At 53.7% G+C, this 18067-nt stretch carries 16 protein-coding genes; 11 read left to right on the top strand and 5 right to left on the bottom strand.

What is annotated here, in order from left to right; all coding sequences use genetic code 11:
- Positions 1 to 25: 25 nt before the first annotated feature.
- The 3 genes from ACFE7X_RS05640 to ACFE7X_RS05630 form a co-directional block, all read right to left on the bottom strand.
- Complete coding sequence (locus tag ACFE7X_RS05640) at positions 26 to 670, bottom strand: RBBP9/YdeN family alpha/beta hydrolase (RefSeq protein WP_375434690.1); 645 nt, start codon at positions 668 to 670, stop codon at positions 26 to 28.
- Positions 671 to 825: 155 nt separating this feature from the next.
- A complete protein-coding gene (locus ACFE7X_RS05635) occupies positions 826 to 1689 on the bottom strand; it encodes a TIGR00730 family Rossman fold protein (protein ID WP_375434689.1) in 864 nt (287 codons plus the stop codon).
- A gap of 350 nt (positions 1690 to 2039) precedes the next feature.
- Positions 2040 to 3302 carry an ABC transporter permease gene (locus tag ACFE7X_RS05630; protein WP_375434688.1) on the bottom strand — a complete coding sequence of 421 codons (1263 nt, stop codon included), beginning with the start codon at positions 3300 to 3302 and terminating at the stop codon, positions 2040 to 2042.
- A 204-nt stretch (positions 3303 to 3506) separates the two neighbouring features.
- Here ACFE7X_RS05630 and queA point away from each other — a divergent pair, with 204 nt between their 5' ends.
- The 6 genes from queA (at position 3507) to ACFE7X_RS05600 (ending at position 8480) form a co-directional block, all read left to right on the top strand.
- Positions 3507 to 4559, top strand: a complete 1053-nt coding sequence (gene queA, locus ACFE7X_RS05625; RefSeq protein ID WP_375434687.1) for a tRNA preQ1(34) S-adenosylmethionine ribosyltransferase-isomerase QueA — start codon at positions 3507 to 3509, stop codon at positions 4557 to 4559.
- A 105-nt stretch (positions 4560 to 4664) separates the two neighbouring features.
- Positions 4665 to 5399: a 2-C-methyl-D-erythritol 4-phosphate cytidylyltransferase gene (locus ACFE7X_RS05620; RefSeq protein ID WP_375434686.1), complete on the top strand. Its 735-nt coding sequence runs from the start codon at positions 4665 to 4667 to the stop codon at positions 5397 to 5399.
- A 583-nt stretch (positions 5400 to 5982) separates the two neighbouring features.
- Positions 5983 to 6558, top strand: a complete 576-nt coding sequence (locus ACFE7X_RS05615; RefSeq protein ID WP_375434685.1) for a DUF4142 domain-containing protein — start codon at positions 5983 to 5985, stop codon at positions 6556 to 6558.
- Between the two features lie 28 nt (positions 6559 to 6586).
- The gene (locus ACFE7X_RS05610) at positions 6587 to 6829 is read left to right on the top strand and encodes a hypothetical protein (protein WP_375434684.1); all 243 of its coding nucleotides are present in this window, start codon (positions 6587 to 6589) and stop codon (positions 6827 to 6829) included.
- 56 nt (positions 6830 to 6885) lie between these two features.
- Entirely contained in the window at positions 6886 to 7545 is a 660-nt protein-coding gene (locus ACFE7X_RS05605) for a DUF4142 domain-containing protein (protein WP_375434683.1), read from the top strand.
- A 335-nt stretch (positions 7546 to 7880) separates the two neighbouring features.
- Entirely contained in the window at positions 7881 to 8480 is a 600-nt protein-coding gene (locus ACFE7X_RS05600) for a DUF4142 domain-containing protein (protein ID WP_375434682.1), read from the top strand.
- Positions 8481 to 8570: 90 nt separating this feature from the next.
- Here ACFE7X_RS05600 and uvrA read toward each other — a convergent pair whose 3' ends face one another.
- The gene (uvrA, locus tag ACFE7X_RS05595) at positions 8571 to 11447 is read right to left on the bottom strand and encodes an excinuclease ABC subunit UvrA (RefSeq protein ID WP_375434720.1); all 2877 of its coding nucleotides are present in this window, start codon (positions 11445 to 11447) and stop codon (positions 8571 to 8573) included.
- A 419-nt stretch (positions 11448 to 11866) separates the two neighbouring features.
- Between uvrA and ACFE7X_RS05590 the strand changes: the two genes are divergently transcribed.
- From ACFE7X_RS05590 to ACFE7X_RS05570, 5 genes are all read left to right on the top strand, one after another.
- Entirely contained in the window at positions 11867 to 12541 is a 675-nt protein-coding gene (locus tag ACFE7X_RS05590; protein WP_375434681.1) for a hypothetical protein, read from the top strand.
- A gap of 177 nt (positions 12542 to 12718) precedes the next feature.
- Positions 12719 to 13192 (top strand): hypothetical protein, encoded by a 474-nt coding sequence (locus ACFE7X_RS05585; RefSeq protein ID WP_375434680.1) that lies wholly within the window; start codon positions 12719 to 12721, stop codon positions 13190 to 13192.
- A 122-nt stretch (positions 13193 to 13314) separates the two neighbouring features.
- On the top strand, positions 13315 to 14730 hold the full coding sequence (locus ACFE7X_RS05580) for an MBOAT family O-acyltransferase (protein ID WP_375434679.1): 1416 nt from the start codon (positions 13315 to 13317) through the stop codon (positions 14728 to 14730).
- Positions 14731 to 14793: 63 nt separating this feature from the next.
- Positions 14794 to 16056 carry a hypothetical protein gene (locus tag ACFE7X_RS05575; RefSeq protein ID WP_375434678.1) on the top strand — a complete coding sequence of 421 codons (1263 nt, stop codon included), beginning with the start codon at positions 14794 to 14796 and terminating at the stop codon, positions 16054 to 16056.
- Between the two features lie 284 nt (positions 16057 to 16340).
- Positions 16341 to 16589, top strand: a complete 249-nt coding sequence (locus ACFE7X_RS05570) for a hypothetical protein (protein WP_375434677.1) — start codon at positions 16341 to 16343, stop codon at positions 16587 to 16589.
- Positions 16590 to 16641: 52 nt separating this feature from the next.
- Here the strand turns inward: ACFE7X_RS05570 and asnS are convergent, their stop codons facing one another.
- On the bottom strand, positions 16642 to 18054 hold the full coding sequence (gene asnS, locus ACFE7X_RS05565) for an asparagine--tRNA ligase (protein WP_375434676.1): 1413 nt from the start codon (positions 18052 to 18054) through the stop codon (positions 16642 to 16644).
- Positions 18055 to 18067: the final 13 nt, after the last annotated feature.

Here is an 18067-nt window from a genome sequence, read left to right as displayed (position 1 = left end):
TACAGCCGCCCTCTTGGCCGATAGGCTAAGTAAGAGTAAGAGCCGCTGTAGCGCCGGCGAGGTCGCGCACTGCGTCGCGCACGTCGAAATCAAGCTGAGCGCTGAAATGTTGCCGGCCATGCAGAATGCTGACCTGGGAGTGCAGCCGCTCCACCCACAAACGTTCATTCGCTTGGTAGCCTGAAGTATACGGGTCGTCATCGGAGAGCAGTACAATGAGCTTGTTTTGCGGGATTAATCGGCGCGCCGCTTCGTAGTCGATGGGCGCATCCATCCAATTCAAAATATCTTGCCAAGGGCTGTCCACAGAAAACCAGCCGGCTACGCACAATACCCCACCCACTTGCTGCGCTTCCGGGTTTGCCTTCGCCATGCTAGCCAAGTAGTGCAGAATAGCCAAGCAGCCCACACTATGCCCCACCAGTATTACCTTGGAATTCAACGAAGTAGCAGGTATCACTTGCTGTAAATACTCCACGGCCTGTCCGATAACCGGCAGGTCCCAGGCGGGCATAGCTAGCCGATGAATGCGGTAGTCGAAGTTGTCTTCGGCGGCTACGGATTCCAGCTGATCGGCAAGCCAAGGATACCAATCGTCATGTGGAGCACCTGCCCAGCGTGGCACAATAAATATGTCTCGTACTTCGCGGATTGTAGAAGTTTGCTGCATAGCTACGAATGATTCAGGGTGAGCTCTAAAATACTATTAATTTGATTCGACCTGCTTTTTCTAGGAACAAGTTTGACATTTACTATATCTAATATAAAAATAAAAGCCAACTCATCCCGAGGACGAGTTGGCTTGTCAAGCAAAACGAAGCAGCCTTAGAAGTTCGGCGAAAGCAAGTATTTAGAGTAGAAATCGTCGATGATTTTCACTGCCGAAGCTGCGTCGTCAACTAACTGGACCAAGTGCATGTCTTCGGCCGAGATGTTGTGCTCTTCGTTGAGCATCACCTGCTCGATCCACTCAAACATCCCTTTCCAGTAAGCCGTACCCACCAGCACAATGGGAAAACGCCCAATTTTCTTGGTCTGAATCAGGGTAATGGCTTCAAACAACTCATCGAGCGTGCCAAAGCCGCCGGGCATGCCAATGAAGCCCTGGGCGTACTTCACAAACATCACCTTACGCACAAAGAAGTAGTCGAAGTTGATGATCTTATCCGGGTCGATGTAGATGTTGTTGAACTGCTCGAATGGCAGCTCGATGTTCAGGCCTACGGAGCGGCCCCCTTCAGAGCGCGCGCCTTTGTTGCCGGCCTCCATGATACCAGGGCCACCACCCGTGATAACGCCGTAGCCGTGGCGCACGAGTTTGGCCGCTATTTCCTCGGCCATTTGGTAGTAAGGGTTCTCCGGCTTGGTACGAGCCGAACCGAAAATGGACACGCACGGCCCAATCTTCGACATTTTCTCGAAGCCTTCAACAAACTCGGCCATCACCTTGAAGATTTGCCAAGAGTCGGCAATCTTGATTTCATTCCAGTCTTTATCAACGAAGGCTTTGCGAATGCGCTGCTCATCGTCGAGCTGCAACGTCCGTACGCCGTGGGTTTGCTCCCGGATATCACTGATGCTAGTGACCTTGTTGTTATTGACATCCGGCTGCCGGATGGTTTGGCCGCTACCGGCATTCAGCGCCTCGTCGGAGGCTTTGGTACGACTGGTTTTTTTGAGCTTAGACATTACTGGTAAACTTTCATAAAATGGCAAGACTGGTGTGAAGCCAGACTGCTAGGTTGGGGAATTAAAAAAAAGAAAGCCGCCCCACACAAAATAGAGCGGCTAAAAGTACGGGTGTGCAAATTAACATTTTGTTAACATAGCGTGATGGTTGTGCTTACGAAAAAGTAAAGCCACAACGCATCTTTGCTACCGCAGGCCCATATTTCTGCCGTACTATGGCGTCGAGCCTTTTAGCCCATTGGGCTGGATTATTACCTACCGATACCCTACAAGCCGCTTGCTAAGCACAGCGTAGGCAAGGAACTCGGCCAGCGAGGACGAATTCAGGAAAAGCAGTTATCGGGTGCTATTTATTTGCTTCGGATAGCAATAACCGGGTCCAGATTAGCGGCCAGCACGGCCGGAATAATACCGGCCAGCACCCCAATCACCACGGATACGGTGAGGCCCAGCGTGATGTTGGAGCCGGAAAGATTGACCGGCGTAACATCCTGGGGTACCAGCGTAATCAGCCAAACCAGAAAAATACCGGCCGCGCCACCAATCAAACACAGAAAAATGGCCTCAAACAAAAATTGGAAGAGGATGAAGTAGTTTTTGGCGCCCAACGACTTCTGAATACCGATAATGTTGGTGCGCTCCTTCACCGACACAAACATGATATTGGCAATGCCGAAGCCCCCAACCAACATGGCAAACGACCCAATGACGGCTCCGGCAATACCAATAACCGAGAAGAGCTTGCCAATCATGTTGGTAAGCATTTCGGGGCGGTTCAAGGCAAAATTATCTTCCTCGCGGGGCTTGAGGGTGCGGATGTTGCGCATCAAGCCTTTCATTTCGTACTCTAAGTCTAGCAGGCCCGCATCCTCTTCGCGCCCTTTCACGGCAATGGTAGGCGTCACGCCCGTTAGGCCATTGGTGCTTAAGGTGAACAGCTTGGTGAAAGCCCCGAAGGGAATAACGCAGTTGGTGTCGTTGCTGGGAGTGTCCAGAATTTTTTTGCCTTCTTTCTTCACTACGCCAATAACCGTGAAAGTCAGGCCCCGCGCCTTGAACTCCTGGCCCAGTGCCGAGCCGTTCGGAAATAGATTGGTAGCAATATCGGCCCCAATAACCGCCACATTACGGGCCGACTCAGTTTCTTGAGTGGTAAAGTAGCGCCCTTCGGCAATGGGCAGGTCCGACACGTTGCGGTAGTCGTAAGTGACGCCCATAAGCGCGCAGTCTTGCATGCTGTTAGAGCCTACACGCAAGGTATTACCGCCCGTTACGGCATAGATAGCAACCCCGCGCTGGTTGTTGGAGAGGCTGCGCTGCAAGAGTTCAAACTCGCGTACGGTGGGTGCCGGCCGTTGGAAATAACGCCACCACGGATAATCGGGTTGGTCGAAAGTCCAAGGCATTTTCATTACGTAAATCACCTTGTCGCCCACGAAACTCATGCTCTGGCGCACATTGGCCTCCAACGAATCAACTACCGTGAAAACGGCAATGATGGCGAAAATGCCCACGGTAACCCCAAGCAGGGAAAGCACGGTTCGCAGCAAATTTGCTTTGAGTGCTTGCCACGCGAAGCGGAAGCTTTCTAAAGTCAGGCGCAGAGCTTTCATGAGGCAATTCGGTGAAAAAGTGAATTTTAGGTTCGTTTGGTTGGCGCAAATGATGCAGCTTGAACCTCAAACTCATCATTTCACAAATTCACAATTTCACCTTTCCGGGCGAAAAGTAACGATAAATCAAGCTAGGTTGCGTACTTTCGCCGACTCAAATTTTCTTTAGCTTCCCTAGCTATTGCCTTTGCCTTACCCGCCTCTATGAAGCTTTCCGAGTTTAAGTTTGATTTGCCCGAAGCCCTGGTGGCCCAACACCCGGCCAAAAACCGCGACGAATCCCGCCTAATGGTGATACACCGCGACAGTGGCAAAATTGAGCATCGCACGTTCAAAGATATTATCGAGTACTTCGGCGAGGGCGACGTATTCGTGGTGAACGATACGAAGGTGTTTCCGGCTCGCCTCTACGGCAACAAAGAGAAAACCGGCGCTAAGATCGAGGTGTTCCTGCTTCGCGAACTGAACAAGGAGATTCATCTTTGGGACGTGCTCGTGGATCCCGCCCGCAAAATTCGGGTCGGCAACAAGCTCTACTTCGACGATGAGGGGGAAGTGGTGGCCGAGGTTATCGACAATACCACCTCCCGCGGCCGGACCATCAAATTTTTGTTCGACGGCTCCGACGAGGAATTTTACAAAGCGCTGCACAACCTAGGCGAGACGCCCCTGCCCCGCGAATCTATCACCCGCGATGCCGAACCCGCCGACAAGGAGCGTTATCAGACCATTTATGCCAAGCACACTGGCGCGGTGGCTGCTCCTTCCGCAGGTTTGCACTTCACCCGCGAGGTATTGAAGCGCCTCGAAATCAGAGGGGTAGAAGTGGTACCCGTTACGCTGCACGTAGGCTTGGGCACCTTCCGCACGGTAGATGTAGAAGACCTGACCAAGCACAAGATGGACTCCGAGAATTTCATCGTGCCCGGCACTTCCGCTACGGTTGTCAACCGCGCCCTCGATGCCAAAAAGCGTGTGTGTGCCGTGGGCACCACTTCTATGCGCGCCATGGAATCGTCGGTGTCGGCCAACTCGCGCTTGAAGGCCAACGAAGGTTGGACCGACCGGTTTATTTTCCCTCCTTATGATTTCAAAATCGCTAATACGCTGCTCACCAACTTCCATACCCCGGAGAGCACACTAATGATGATGGCCGCCGCTTTTGCTGGCTATGAACTTCTGATTGAGGCGTATAACGTGGCTATTAAAGAGAAATATAAGTTCTTTAGCTACGGCGACGCCATGCTCATTCTGTAAGCAACGGAGTAGCCGAATAACTCAGCAGTCAGGGAAAGCCCTACTACCTTGCGGTGGCAGGGCTTTTCTTTGCGACAATTTCTAGTAGTCTAGCCTGAGAATACCATGGCCCATTCAGATGCCCTTGATGTTGTTCTGCCACTCAGTACCATTGCGGCAGGACCGCGCTTTGCTGTTCTGGTAGCAGGCGGCAGTGGCACGCGCATGGGAACCGACCAACCCAAGCAATTCCTGGAGTTGAATGGTGAACCCGTATTGCTCCACACGCTTCGCCGGTTTGCCGACCCTAACTTGCGAGTAACCACCATCGTGGTAGTGCTACCAACCGACCAGCTTGAGACTTGGAAGCAACTGTGTGTTACCCACAAGGTACAAATCCCGCATACCGTGGTGACGGGTGGCGCCTCGCGGTGGGCGTCGGTGCGCAAGGGTTTGGGAGAGTTGGCCGGCTACGAGGTGGGCGTAGTGGCTGTGCACGATGGAGTACGCCCACTTACGCCTCTATCCGTTATTGAAAACACCTACACTACCGCAGCAGAGCACGGGGCGGCAATAGCGGCGGTACTTCCCAAAGATTCGGTGCGGGGACTAAGCCAGCAGGGTTCCTACGCGCTGGACCGCGCCCGGCTACGCTTGGTACAGACGCCGCAGTGCTTTGAAATTGGGCTGCTACGCCGTGCTTATCAACTACCAGAACTAGCCACCTTCACGGATGATGCCAGTGTGGTGGAGGACCTCCATCCCATTCGCCTCGTGCCGGGTGATTATTGTAACCTAAAGATCACCACGCCCGAGGATTTGCTGTTGGCCGAGGTGTTGCTGCGGCAAGAAAACAAATAGGCCTCCGTTTTGCACGCCCCATTAGCGTCAACCAGGAGCCTTAGTACTACTCGTTGAAAATTTTTACCTCTCATGGCTAGCAAGGCATAGATAACGGACTAACTCACATGATTATGTGATACCGCAGAGTTATAGAGTGAAGTATCTTGGTGACGTCGTACAGTAGCACTTCGCACAGCACCTTATCAGCCCCTTCTCCGAGTAAGACTTATGTTGATACTAGTTCGTCTCCGCTCACTGCCAAGACAAGTTGATAAGCTACCTGCTCCTAACTATGCTATACTACTTATATGAATAACTAACTATTTTATGCTTGGCTATACTTAGGCATTATTTATTTCGCTTGGGCCATTGAAGGTGCAATGGTCAATTAGGCAATTACCGACGAGGGGCCGAATCCTAATGGATTCGGCCCCTCGTCGGTAATTGCCTAATTGACCAACTGTCTATTACGCCTTAGCTGGTACTCTGCACAAGGTAATCCACCTAGTCACTCTGATTTACAAACTCAATTCCTCTTCTAACCCAACCGCTAGCTGAGCCCGCCGTATATCCTGGGACTCTTGCATAAAAACCTGAAATCATGCGTCGTTTCCAATTAGTTGCCTTACTGGCGCTGCCCCTGCTCACCGCTTGCTCGGGGGGAGAAAGCAACAAAGACCCGGTTGCGGAAGCCAAATTTCAGAACGAGAAACGCATTGGGAATGAAGCTATAACCGAAAAGCAGGAGCGTGACGCTGAATTTATGGTAACGGCTGCCAGCAGCAGCATGCTGGATCTAGAACTAAGCCAGATAGCGCAGCGCAAAGCCACTTCGCCCGACGTGAAATATGTAGCGCAGACCGTAGCCGGAGAGCATGGCCCCATGCAAACGGACCTAAAGACTGTAGCCGACAGGAAAAACATTGTGCTTCCCACCAACTTGGGGCAAGATCAAGCAGACCGTGTAGGCGAACTTTCTGCTTTGAACGGCCCAGCTTTCGACCGCAAATACCTCGACCTCTTGGAAGATAGCCACAAGCGTAGCATCGATGAGTTCAATGATATGAGCGACGAAGCCTACGATGGCGACATCCGGGCTTTTGCGGCTAAGTACCTTCCAATCCTGAAAAGGCACCGCGAAGCCGCGGAGCAAGCGGCCGACAAGTTGCCCAAGTAACTCCAATCCACCACATACCATTTCCTCTATGAAAACCAACTTTCTTTCCTTGCTGGCCCTCGCCACAATGCTCTCATTCAGTAGCTGCGGCGATGCCGAGAAGCGCACCGATGGTACCGCCGGCGAAGCAGTAAGTGATATGGACAAGGCTGCCGATGAAGGCGGCGTAGAAGCTGATGCCACCGTAATCGATAATGATGCGGGCCCCACTGTGTCGGCTGATGCCGATTCGGCCATGGCTACCGACTCCACCGGCCAAGCTCAACCATAACCTAAGCTGGTCAAAGCGAGTACGTTCTTTCATCCAACACCTCAACAACATTTGCTATGAAACGCTTTCTTTTTAGTGCCTCTTGCCTTGGCCTCCTCGCCCTCGGTGGCTGTGGCTCTACCGACACCTCTTCTACCACTGCGGATAGCGCTACGGGTAGTGCCCCTACCAACACCGAAGCTGGTGCAATGGACTCTTCCGCTACGGGCGGTATGAGCGGCGATACCGCCTCGGCAGGTGCCGCAGGTGGCGCAGCAATGGCTAACCCCAGTGGCCCAACTGCCCCGCACAGCGATGACCCTACCTTCATGATGTCGGCCGCGCATAGTGACCAGAACGAAATTCAATTGAGCAAGCTTGCACTAGAAAAAGGTGCTACTGGCATGGCTAAAACCCACGCTGACATGATGATTACCGATCATACCAAGTCGACGGCCGATTTAAAAGCCATAGCGCAGAAGAAAAGTGTAAAGTTGCCCACCGACATGGACGCCGAGCACAAAGCAATAGCCGAGCAAATGCGCAAGCTCTCGGGTAAAGAGTTGGAAAAGAAGTTTATGGACCAAATGGTAGTCGACCACCAGAAGACGCTGAACACCATGGCGGCCCATCAAACCATGACGAAGGACACAGATTTGCAGACCTTCATCACCAAGACTACACCCGTCATCGAGAAGCACTTGACGATGTCGAAAGAGCATTCGGGCATGATGTAGTATCGAATTTTGCCTGTGCTTCCATAAAGCAATAGGAAAGCCGCTGCCTGAATTAGGCAGCGGCTTTTTTTGGTAGTTTCATCTACTCTTTCCAGCATCCCAACTCTATGGATGTCACTATCAACGAGTGAAGTGGAAGTGCGGGAACGGCTGGAAACGCAACCGGCATAAACGGCAAAGACCGACTTGAAATTCCCCTAGCTGACAAGGTTAGAACCACTTACCACTTGTTGAGTATACAGCAGCAAGCCAGCAGCCCATCGGCTTGCGTGCTTATAAAGGTTAGGCACCAAGTGCTGCTTGGCTAGTTCGACTCCACCCGATTTTCTCGACCCATGGAAAAGCAATTGAAACGATTTGCAACCCTTTTGTTCTTCATTTGCAGCATCTTAGGCGGTATCATATCCGCGCAGGCACAAACTAAGCAAGCCGAGAAGCTCAACAAGAAGCGCAGCAAGAACCTAGCGCCAAACTCGCCCTACACCAAAGAGCAATTGAAATATGACTCCGAGTTTGCTGTAGCTGCCGCTAGTGCAAACATGCTGGAAGTGTCGCTGGGTAAGCTAGCGCAGCAAAAGGCTATTGCACTGGAAGTGAAGGAGTGGGGCAAAAAAATGGACCAAGATTACAGCGAAGCTGGTTCCAAACTGGAAGCCATTGCTAGCCGCAATAATATCACACTGCCTACCATGATGAGCGCAGACGACCGCGCCATTTATGATGATGTAGACGACCGCAAATACCTCGGCTTCGACAAGAAGTACCTGCGGGATGCAAAGGCCTTGCACGAGCGTACAGTGAAACGCTATGCCGAGGCTGCCACCAAGCTCAGCAACCCTGAGTTGCTTACCTACGTCACGGAAATGCTGCCAAAGCAACGGGCTCACGAAACCGAAACGGCCGCCTTGTTCGAGCGCGCAAACGCGCTGAAATAATAGGGTGCTTCGCTAGTTACAAACGCAAAGCCCCTCGTGCTTGTCTAAGCACGAGGGGCTTTGCGTTTGCAGTTGGTCTACTTTCGCCTGTTAAGCGTCCGCGTATTTACTGGTGCGCAGTTCTTCAGCCAGAAAGCGGCTGGTGTGGCCCTTGCCTGACTTGGCTACTTGCTCTGGTGTGCCTTGCGCCACAATGGTACCGCCTGCCGCGCCACCCTCCGGCCCGATGTCAATGACGTGGTCAGCCACCTTGATCAGGTCGAGGTTGTGCTCGATGATAAGAACGGTATTGCCTTTGTCAACTAGCTTTTGGAGCACGTCGGCGAGGTGGCTGATGTCCTCGAAGTGCAAGCCAGTGGTGGGCTCATCGAGAATGTAGAACGTCTTGCCGGTGTCCTTTTTGCTAAGTTCGGTGGCGAGCTTTACGCGCTGAGCTTCTCCACCTGAAAGCGTGGTGGCCTGCTGGCCAAGCGTAAGGTACCCCAAGCCTACCTCATTCAGCGTCTGAATCTTACGCAGGATGCGGGGCTGAAACTCGAAGAAGTCCACGGCTTTTTCCACAGTCATATCGAGTATATCAGTAATGGACTTGCCTTTGAAGCGCACTTCCAACGTTTCGCGGTTGTAGCGCCGGCCTTTGCAGGTTTCGCAGGGCACGTGCACGTCGGGTAGGAAGTTCATTTCGATGGTTCGGATACCGGCCCCCTCACAGGTTTCGCAGCGGCCACCCTTCACGTTGAACGAGAACCGGCCCGGCCCGTAGCCCCGGATCTTCGCTTCCGGCAACGACGAAAATAACTGCCGAATCTCGGTGAACACGCCGGTGTAGGTGGCGGGGTTCGAGCGGGGCGTGCGGCCAATCGGCGACTGGTCCACTTCAATTACCTTATCAATCAGCTCCAAGCCCTCGATGCTACCGTAGGGTAGGGGCTCGCGCTTGGCGTTGAAGAAGTGTTGGTTGAGAATTGGGTAAAGCGTGTCGTGAATGAGGGAGGACTTGCCGGAACCCGACACACCCGTAACCGCTACGAGTTTGCCCAGCGGAAACTTCACCGTTACGTTCTTCAGGTTGTGCCCTTTGGCACCTTTCAAGATCAGTTCTTTGCCTTCACCGGCTCGTTTTTTCTTGCGTAGCTCGATGTGCTTCTGCCCGCTTAAGTACTGCGAGGTAAGGCTGCCCGAATTGAAAATCTCCTGCGGCGTACCCGATGCTACAATGTGCCCGCCGTGGATACCAGCACCCGGGCCTATATCAAGCACATAATCGGCGTGCAGAATCATGTCCTTGTCGTGCTCTACCACAATCACTGAGTTGCCGATGTCGCGCAGGTGCTGCAAGGCCTTGATTAGCCGCTCGTTGTCGCGCTGGTGCAAGCCGATGCTGGGCTCGTCCATGATGTAGAGCACGCCCACAAGCTGGGTACCGATTTGGGTGGCAAGGCGGATGCGCTGGCTTTCCCCACCGCTCAGGGTCCGCACCGAGCGGTGCAGGTTCAAGTAGTCGAGGCCCACTTCCAGCAAAAAGCCGATGCGTTTCCGAATTTCCTTGAGCAACTCGCGCGCAATCAGGTTCTGGCGGTCGGTTAGGCGCGTTTCCAAGCCTTCAAACCAACCAGCCAGCTCGTTCAAGTCCATCACCGACAGCTCCCCAATGTTCTTGTCGTTGATCTTGAAGTGCAACGACTCCTTCTTGAGGCGGTAGCCGTGGCACTCGGGGCAGTCTTTTGCCTGGGTGTACTGCTGAATCCACTCCCGAATATTTTCGGAATCAGACTCCATCTGACGGCGCAGAAACGGGATAATGCCCTCAAACGGCTCGGTGTAATTGGCTTTCTTAGGGTCGGCTTCGTCGTCTTCGGGTATGCCGTAGAGCAGCCGTTCTATCAAGTCGTCGGGCAGCTTTTCCAGGGGAGTGCTAAGGCTGAACTTCTGCCTTTTGAGGATGGCGCTAAGCTGCTGGAAAATCCAAATGTCGCGGTACTCCCCGAGCGGGGCAATACCGCCGCGGCTGACGCTCAGCTTGCGGTCTGGCATCACCGATTCCTCGGTTATCTCCTGTACTTCACCCAAGCCGTTGCACACCGGGCACGCGCCGTAGGGCGAGTTGAAGCTGAACGTATTGGGGGCCGGGTCGTCGTAGGCAATGCCCGTGACGGGGTCCATGAGGAAGCGGGAGAAGAACTGTGTTTTCTTGGCGGCGTTTTTCTCCTCGGGGTCCAGCACCAGCATGGTGCCTTTGCCGTGCGTCAGCGCGTTCTGCACCGAGCCTGAGAGGCGGAACCGGTCTTCCTCTTTCACCACCAGCCGGTCGATTACGATTTCGATGTCGTGAATCTTGTAGCGGTCCACCTGCATCTTAGCCGTGAGGTCGAGCAGTTCGCCATCCACCCGCACCTTCGTGAAACCGAGCTTGGCAATCTGCTGAAACAGCTCCCGATAGTGGCCTTTGCGGCCTTTCACTACCGGCGCCAGCATTACCAGCTTTTTGCCATCGAAGTGCTGCAAGATGTAATTGATGATCTGGTCGTCGCTCTGCCTGATCATCTTGGCACCGGTGGCGTAGCTGAAGGCTTCGGCCGTGCGGGCGTAGAGCAACCGCAGAAAGTCGTATATCTCGGTGATGGTACCTACCGTGGAGCGGGGGTTGCGCGAGGTAGTTTTCTGCTCGATGCTGATGACCGGCGACAACCCTTCAATCTTATCGACATCAGGCCGCTCCAGCCCGCCCATGAAACTGCGCGCATACGCCGAAAAGGTTTCCATGTAGCGGCGCTGTCCTTCGGCGTAAATCGTGTCGAAGGCCAACGACGACTTACCGGAACCCGAAATGCCCGTGAATACCACAAGTCGCCCGCGCGGAATCTGCACCGAAACGTTCTTCAGGTTGTGCTCCCGGGCCCCGTACACCTCGATAAACGGCGACTCAATGCTGCTGGCGGAACCACTAAGTTGTCCGCTGGCAAGAATCGGCGCCAGCTTTGGCAACGAGACCGGAGCTACCGCCACTGTCGATGCTTCTTGAGTTGCCACCGTAGCCTTGGAGGCCTTTGGTGTTTTGGGAGCTTTAGGCGATGCAGCAGATAATGCCGCGGTTGTTTTTTTGGCCATGCACTAGCAATGCGAATAAGTCTGCAAAGGTACGTAAAACCCAACCTTCCTACTATCCCGAATAGCTTATTTGCCAAGTAGTTTGGCTAACGCAACCAGGAATAAGCGGCCGACAATATGTGCGGGCAGACTGCCTATAACAACGATGACACCCTAAAAGTCTCAGCGCCGTTGAAGTTCTAGTCTTAGCCTTGAAATTGTGTGCTTTACGCCACCAAACCTTTCAAATTGGCGCTGTTCTTGCACAGCACAAACCAGAAATTTTCACTTCTGAACGTATGAAAATGCTAATTAAAACGGGCCTGATTTTGCTGCTGGGATTGCTGCTACAAAGCGGTAGGACACAGGCGCAAGTACGGGTAAGCGTCAATGTGGGGACTCCTACTTGGGGGCCGGCCGTTGGCCCCAGCGTGCAGTATTACTACATCCCGGAAATCGACGGCTATTACGACCTGTACTCGCAAAGTTACGTGTACCTAGACAACGGCTACTGGGTGAACTCGCCTTACTTGCCCTCGTACTACGCCAATTATGACCCTCGTTTCTTCCACCCCATCGTAATCAACTACGCGGGGCGGCAGCCCTGGGGCTATATCCGCGACCATCGGGCCTACTGCAACCAGCGCGGCTGGCAGCCCGGCCGCTACTACGGCAACAACGGTTACTACGGCGGCGGACGAGGCGGCTACGCTCCGGCGCCTAACTACCGCTCGGCACCCGGCCGCTACGGCAACCCGCCTTACTACAACCGGGGCTATGCCCGCGGCAACGAGTACGACCGTAACAACCGGGGTAACTATGGCCACGACGACCGCAAAGACCGGGACAACTTTCGCCGCGACGAGCGGAGCAACTGGGACAACCAGAACACTCCCAGCCGCAACGACCGTGGTTTGCAGGGAGGCCGCGACGAACAAAATGCTTCTGGCGGAGGCCGAGGTCGAGGCCGGTAAACTAACTGTTTATTAAGTAATCCTAAAAGAGCGTCTTCATCTGAAGACGCTCTTTTTATGTTTTATCAGGTGCATTTGCTTGCCACAGCAGCGAGAGACTTTGAAAAAGCATAACTATAGTCTGGCTTCTTTCTTGCTTTTGTTCAGCAAACAAAATGAAATTCTATTCCATCTCTTATGAAATTGGTCTTTAAACTTGCTCTTGTGCTCTCACTCACAGGTTTTTCTTTCGCCACGCAGGCCCAAGGCCACGGCAAAGCGAGACGGCCCTTTTGGGGTCCAGTAATACCAGCCGGCAAGCAATACTACTACATCCCGGAAGTCGGCGGTTACTACGACGTCAGCACCCAACGCTACGTGGTACAGCGCGACAACCAGTGGGTGCGCGTAGAAAATATCAGCGGCTACGCGCCTTCGTCTTTCCACCCGGTAGTTATCGACTATGTGGGCGCGCAGCCCTGGGGGCAGATCAGCCAGCACCGCACCCTGTACCCCGTTAGCCTGCCCCCGGGCCAGGTAAAGCGCCTGGAAAATGGCAAAGGACTTCCGCCCGGTCAAGCTAAGAAGCTGGGCGGTGCTCCGGGCGGAGTCTATGTAGTGGAAGGTCAGAAAGGCAAGGGCAACAACGGCAAAGGCCACGGCAAGCACTAACCAGCCCCTACTTCCAGTTTTATAACGCCGGGTTCCAGTGTGGAGCCCGGCGTTTTTTTGCGGCAGCCAATTAGCAAAATTGTATTTTCGGTCCACTCTACACTTTGCTCACGCTGCGTTCTATGGTATTTAGTAGTACTGTTTTTCTGTTTTACTTTCTACCAAGCTTTCTGCTGCTGTACTTTCTCGCTCCCACTCAATTTAAAAACGCAGTGGCCCTGGTGGCGAGCATAGCCTTCTATGCTTGGGGCGGCCTCAGTTTCTTAGCCCTATTTCTAGTCTCTGTGGTGGTCAACTTCTTCCTCATCCAACTCATGGATCGGGCTGAGAGTTGGCAGAAGCGCATCTACTTGATTTCAAGTGTTGTTATCAATGTGGCGATGCTGTTCTATTTCAAGTACGCCAACTTTTTTCTGGAAAATTTCAGCGCAGTCAAGACCGCCCTGGGTGGGTCGGAACTGACGTGGGAAAAGGTGATGCTGCCCATTGGCATTTCCTTTTTCACGTTCGAAAAGCTTACCTACACCATTGATATATACCGGGGGGTGAACCGGCCGTTGCGCAGCTTCTGGGATTTTCTGCTTTATATCATGCTCTTTCCCAAGATGATAGCCGGGCCCATTGTTCGCTTCCACGAAATAGCCGGCCAGCTCACCGACCGCCGCGCCTTCGACACCATCGACCACAAACTGGCGGGCATGTTCCGCTTCGGAATCGGGTTAGCCAAAAAGGTGCTCATTGCCAACGTGCTAGGGCAGGAAGCAGACCGCATCTTCGGACTAAATCCAGTTGAGCTGTCAGCACCACTGGCTTGGCTGGGTGCCCTGAGCTATACCTTCCAAATCTACTTCGACTTCTCGGGCTACTCCGATATGGCTATTGGCCTGGGTCGGATGATGGGGTTTCAGTTTCCCGAGAACTTCAACAACCCCTACGTTTCGCGCAGCATCACCGAGTTCTGGCAGCGTTGGCACATCACGCTCGGCCGCTGGATGCGCGACTATCTTTACATCCCGTTGGGCGGCAACCGGGTGAAACCCAGCCGGCTCTATATCAACCTCTGCACCGTATTTATTCTCTCCGGTTTCTGGCACGGCGCCGCGTGGAATTTTGTGGCATGGGGCGCTTTTCACGGCCTGTTTCTGGTGCTTGACCGACTGTTTTTGCTACGCATCACTAGTCGGCTGGGCGCCCTCAGCCTTGTTCCCACTTTTCTGGTTACAGTGGTCGGCTGGGTGCTATTCCGGGCCGAAAGCCTGGCCGGCGCTTATGCCTATCTAAAGCAGATGTTTGGCGGAGGCATGGGGGAGCTGCCTTACCTCAACAACGAATTTTGGGCGGTGCTGCTACTAGCTGCTGTAGGCTCCTTTATAGCCGCGTGGCCACCCGTCGAGCGTTGGGAAGTATCCTTGTTCAGCGAGAAACTGAGCTTGCCTTACACCGCTGGCCTCACGCTAGTTACAGCGGTGCTACTGGTGCTGAGTGGAGGCGCTATCCTAGGAAGCTCTTTCAATCCGTTCATTTATTTCAGATTCTAAGGAGTGGCGGCTTTTTCTTCCCAAGGTTTAAAACGGATTTTTCTTGGTTTGCTGATTGGCGTGTTGTCCGTACCCGCTTTGCAGGCTCGCTTTCCCGTATTCAAAATAGGCCGGTTAGGAGGTTACGCGCAGAAAGCCTCCGCCCCCGTTTTTAGTTGGTCAGGCCTGCTCGATAACAGTTATCAGTTGGCCCTGGAAAAATACGTGGAAGACCATATTGGTTTCCGGACATTGCTTATCCGGGTGCGCAACCAACTGGCTTATTCACTTTTCAGGGCGGCCAGAGCCAGCCAGGTAGTGGTTGGAGATGATGATATCTTATTTGAAGAAGCAGGAATCCGGGCGTATCTGGGGCAGGATTTCAAGGGCAACGAAGCCGTATGCTTAAATGTGCGGCGGTTGAAGGCCGTGCAGGACACGCTGGCGAAACGCGGGATTCTGCTGGTTTTTGCCATTGCGCCCGGTAAAGCTAATTTCTACCCCGACCACTTCCCCAGCTACTTCAAGCGTCAGCCCCGAACCACAACTAATTACGCGGCCTACGCCAAGCAAATGCAAGCGCAGGGCATCAACCTGCTTGATCTTGCGCAAGCCTTCCAGCGCTGGAAGGACACGGCCTCGTACCCCTTGTTTCCGCGGGGTGGAGTGCATTGGAGTGGCTACGGCATTCCCCTGGCGGCCGATTCTCTGTTTCGCTACATCGAGCAGCGCGGCCACTTCGACCTGCCAGACTATGCGGCCACCGGCCCCAGCATCAGCAACCACCCCCTCGACTCCGACAACGATGCCGCCCAAGCCTTGAATGTGCTCTGGGAGCCGCCGGCGTACCGCATGAATTCCCCCGATGTAACGTTCCGGCGTCGCAAACCCACTCAACAACGTCCTAACCTACTCGTCGTTGGTGACAGTTTCGTTTACGGTTTGATTGGCTTTTACCCCTACATCCCAAGCCTGTTCAGCGACAAAACGCAGTTTTGGTACTACAACAATCTAGTGGAAATGGGCGCCCGATCCGACATGCCGCTCAGCCGCGAAGTAGCTCTTCTCGACCGTAAAAAGGAAATACTAGCCCAAGATGTAATCCTGCTGCTTTATAATCAGCAGAATCTGGTATCCTTCGACAACGGCTTTAGTGCCGATGCCTACGCTATGTTCTTCCCGCTTACTGCCGCCGATCAGGCGCGCATCCAGGCGCTAGAACAGGAGTTGCAACAGTCGCCAGCCGTGCAGGACAAGCTCTGGGAACAAGCAACTACCACCGGCAAAGACTACAACCAGTTACTCCATGAAACGGCCGTGAAGGAGTATGAGCTACGCCGGCCTTAAGGCGCTTCACACTCGAACATTTCGCTTAGCAACAGCTTTTTAGCTTATCTACTTCGCCCAGCAAATCTGATGCAATGGTCGAGGCTTCATTTCTTAAGAAGTCCTAAAATAGCTTTCTGAACCGAACACATGCTGTTTCTCGTACCAAGATGCTATCCAAATAAGGTACTGCCCTTGCGACGCAGAATGAATCTGAGGAAGCTGATTCCTCCTGTGTCGCAAGGACAAGGTTCTTGCCTATTTGAATAGCCTCTAAGCCTAACCTCTCCACGTATCCCACCACCATGCCTACTGCCTATCAACCCATTAGTTGCTCGTTCTACGACGAGCTAGAAGCCCGTGCCACCACCCAGCAGGTCTGCACCCTCACCTACCGCACCGAACCCGACACGCCACCAAGCACTTACCAAGGCACTATCCAAGACCTGTTTATCAAGGACAAAGTGGAATACCTTCGTTTGGCTGATGGATTCGAACTGCGACTCGACGCGCTGGTAGCCGTTGACGACAAAGAGCTTCGGAATTACTGTTAACTGAAAAAGGCGGCCTCACAGCCGCCTTTTTCAGTTATGTATAACTTTAATTTTAAAACTCCGCGCTCTTCGGGAAGCGGGGGAAGGGAATAACGTCGCGGATGTTGGCCATGCCCGTAACGAAGAGAATAAGGCGCTCGAAGCCGAGGCCGAAGCCCGCGTGCGGGGCGGTACCGAAGCGACGCAGGTCGAGGTACCACCAGAGGTCGTCTTCGGGCACGTGCATTTCGGCCATGCGCGTCTTGAGCTTCGTCAGGTCTTCTTCGCGCTGCGAACCCCCAATAATTTCGCCGATACCGGGGAAGAGCACGTCCATGGCCCGCACGGTGCGGCCGTCCTCGTCCAGCTTCATGTAGAACGCCTTGATTTCCTTGGGGTAGTTGGTCAGGATAACAGGTTTTTTGAAGTGCTTCTCCACCAAATACCGCTCGTGCTCCGACTGCAAATCGGTGCCCCAATCCACCGGAAACTCGAACTTTTGCTTGGCAGTTTTCAGGATTTCTACTGCTTCGGTGTAAGTAAGACGCTGGAACTCGTTGTCAACAACAAACGTAAGCCGGTTCAGCAACTCCTTGTCGTACTGATCGTTGAGGAACTGCAAGTCGTCGGGGCAGTGCTCCAGGGCGTAGCGCACCAAGCTGCGGAGAAAGTCCTCGGCCAGGTCCATGTTGTCCTGTAAGTCGTTGAAGGCCACTTCGGGCTCGATCATCCAAAACTCGGCCAGGTGGCGGGCGGTGTTGGAATTCTCGGCCCGGAAAGTCGGCCCAAACGTGTAGATCTTCCCCAGGGCCATAGCTGCCAGTTCGCCTTCGAGCTGCCCCGAGACGGTGAGGTTGGTGGCTTTGCCGAAGAAATCCTGCTTGTAGTCCACCCGGCCCGTCTCGTCGAGCGGCGGGTTTACCTCGGGTAGCGTGGTTACGCGGAACATCTGCCCGGCGCCCTCGGCATCGGAGCCGGTGATGATGGGCGTGTGGACGTAGAAGTAACCGTTGTCGTTGAAGTACTTATGAACGGCAAACGCCATGGCGTGCCGGATGCGCAGCACCGCCCCAAATGTGTTGGTGCGCGGGCGTAGGTGCGCTATTTCCCGCAAAGCCTCCAAGGAAATACCTTTCTGGTCGCTGCCGCGCTTCTGCAACGGGTACTCTTCCGGATTGGCCGTGCCCAGCACCTCGATTGCCGAAGCTTGGATTTCCACGGCCTGTCCTTTGCCCTGCGAGGCCACCAATTTACCGCGCACGGCCAGGCAAGAACCGGTGGTTACTTCTTTTAAATTTTCCTCCGGAAACTTCTCGGCATCGGCTACCACTTGAATAGTATGAATGGTAGAGCCATCGTTGAGGGCAATGAATTGCACGTATTTGTTGCCGCGGCGGGTGCGCACCCAGCCGCGTACTAGCACTTCACGGTCCAGGTCGGTGCTGCCAAGCAGATCCTGCACGCTGGTCTTTCGGAGGTCGGACATCGAAACGTTACTT

It is taken from the genome of uncultured Hymenobacter sp. (assembly GCF_964242765.1).
GTDB lineage: Bacteria > Bacteroidota > Bacteroidia > Cytophagales > Hymenobacteraceae > Hymenobacter.
The sequence above is the reverse complement of the archived record's forward strand: the minus strand, read 5'-3'. Positions and strand labels throughout refer to the sequence as shown.

Bases quoted from the DNA above. Each gene is read 5' to 3' on its own strand.
- ACFE7X_RS05640 (WP_375434690.1), bottom strand. From the start codon at position 670: ATGCAGCAAACTTCTACAATCCGCGAAGTACGAGACATATTTATTGTG.
- ACFE7X_RS05635 (WP_375434689.1), bottom strand. From the start codon at position 1,689: ATGTCTAAGCTCAAAAAAACCAGTCGTACCAAAGCCTCCGACGAGGCG.
- ACFE7X_RS05630 (WP_375434688.1), bottom strand. From the start codon at position 3,302: ATGAAAGCTCTGCGCCTGACTTTAGAAAGCTTCCGCTTCGCGTGGCAA.
- queA (WP_375434687.1), top strand. From the start codon at position 3,507: ATGAAGCTTTCCGAGTTTAAGTTTGATTTGCCCGAAGCCCTGGTGGCC.
- ACFE7X_RS05620 (WP_375434686.1), top strand. From the start codon at position 4,665: ATGGCCCATTCAGATGCCCTTGATGTTGTTCTGCCACTCAGTACCATT.
- ACFE7X_RS05615 (WP_375434685.1), top strand. From the start codon at position 5,983: ATGCGTCGTTTCCAATTAGTTGCCTTACTGGCGCTGCCCCTGCTCACC.
- ACFE7X_RS05610 (WP_375434684.1), top strand. From the start codon at position 6,587: ATGAAAACCAACTTTCTTTCCTTGCTGGCCCTCGCCACAATGCTCTCA.
- ACFE7X_RS05605 (WP_375434683.1), top strand. From the start codon at position 6,886: ATGAAACGCTTTCTTTTTAGTGCCTCTTGCCTTGGCCTCCTCGCCCTC.
- ACFE7X_RS05600 (WP_375434682.1), top strand. From the start codon at position 7,881: ATGGAAAAGCAATTGAAACGATTTGCAACCCTTTTGTTCTTCATTTGC.
- ACFE7X_RS05590 (WP_375434681.1), top strand. From the start codon at position 11,867: ATGAAAATGCTAATTAAAACGGGCCTGATTTTGCTGCTGGGATTGCTG.
- ACFE7X_RS05585 (WP_375434680.1), top strand. From the start codon at position 12,719: ATGAAATTGGTCTTTAAACTTGCTCTTGTGCTCTCACTCACAGGTTTT.
- ACFE7X_RS05580 (WP_375434679.1), top strand. From the start codon at position 13,315: ATGGTATTTAGTAGTACTGTTTTTCTGTTTTACTTTCTACCAAGCTTT.
- ACFE7X_RS05570 (WP_375434677.1), top strand. From the start codon at position 16,341: ATGCCTACTGCCTATCAACCCATTAGTTGCTCGTTCTACGACGAGCTA.
- asnS (WP_375434676.1), bottom strand. From the start codon at position 18,054: ATGTCCGACCTCCGAAAGACCAGCGTGCAGGATCTGCTTGGCAGCACC.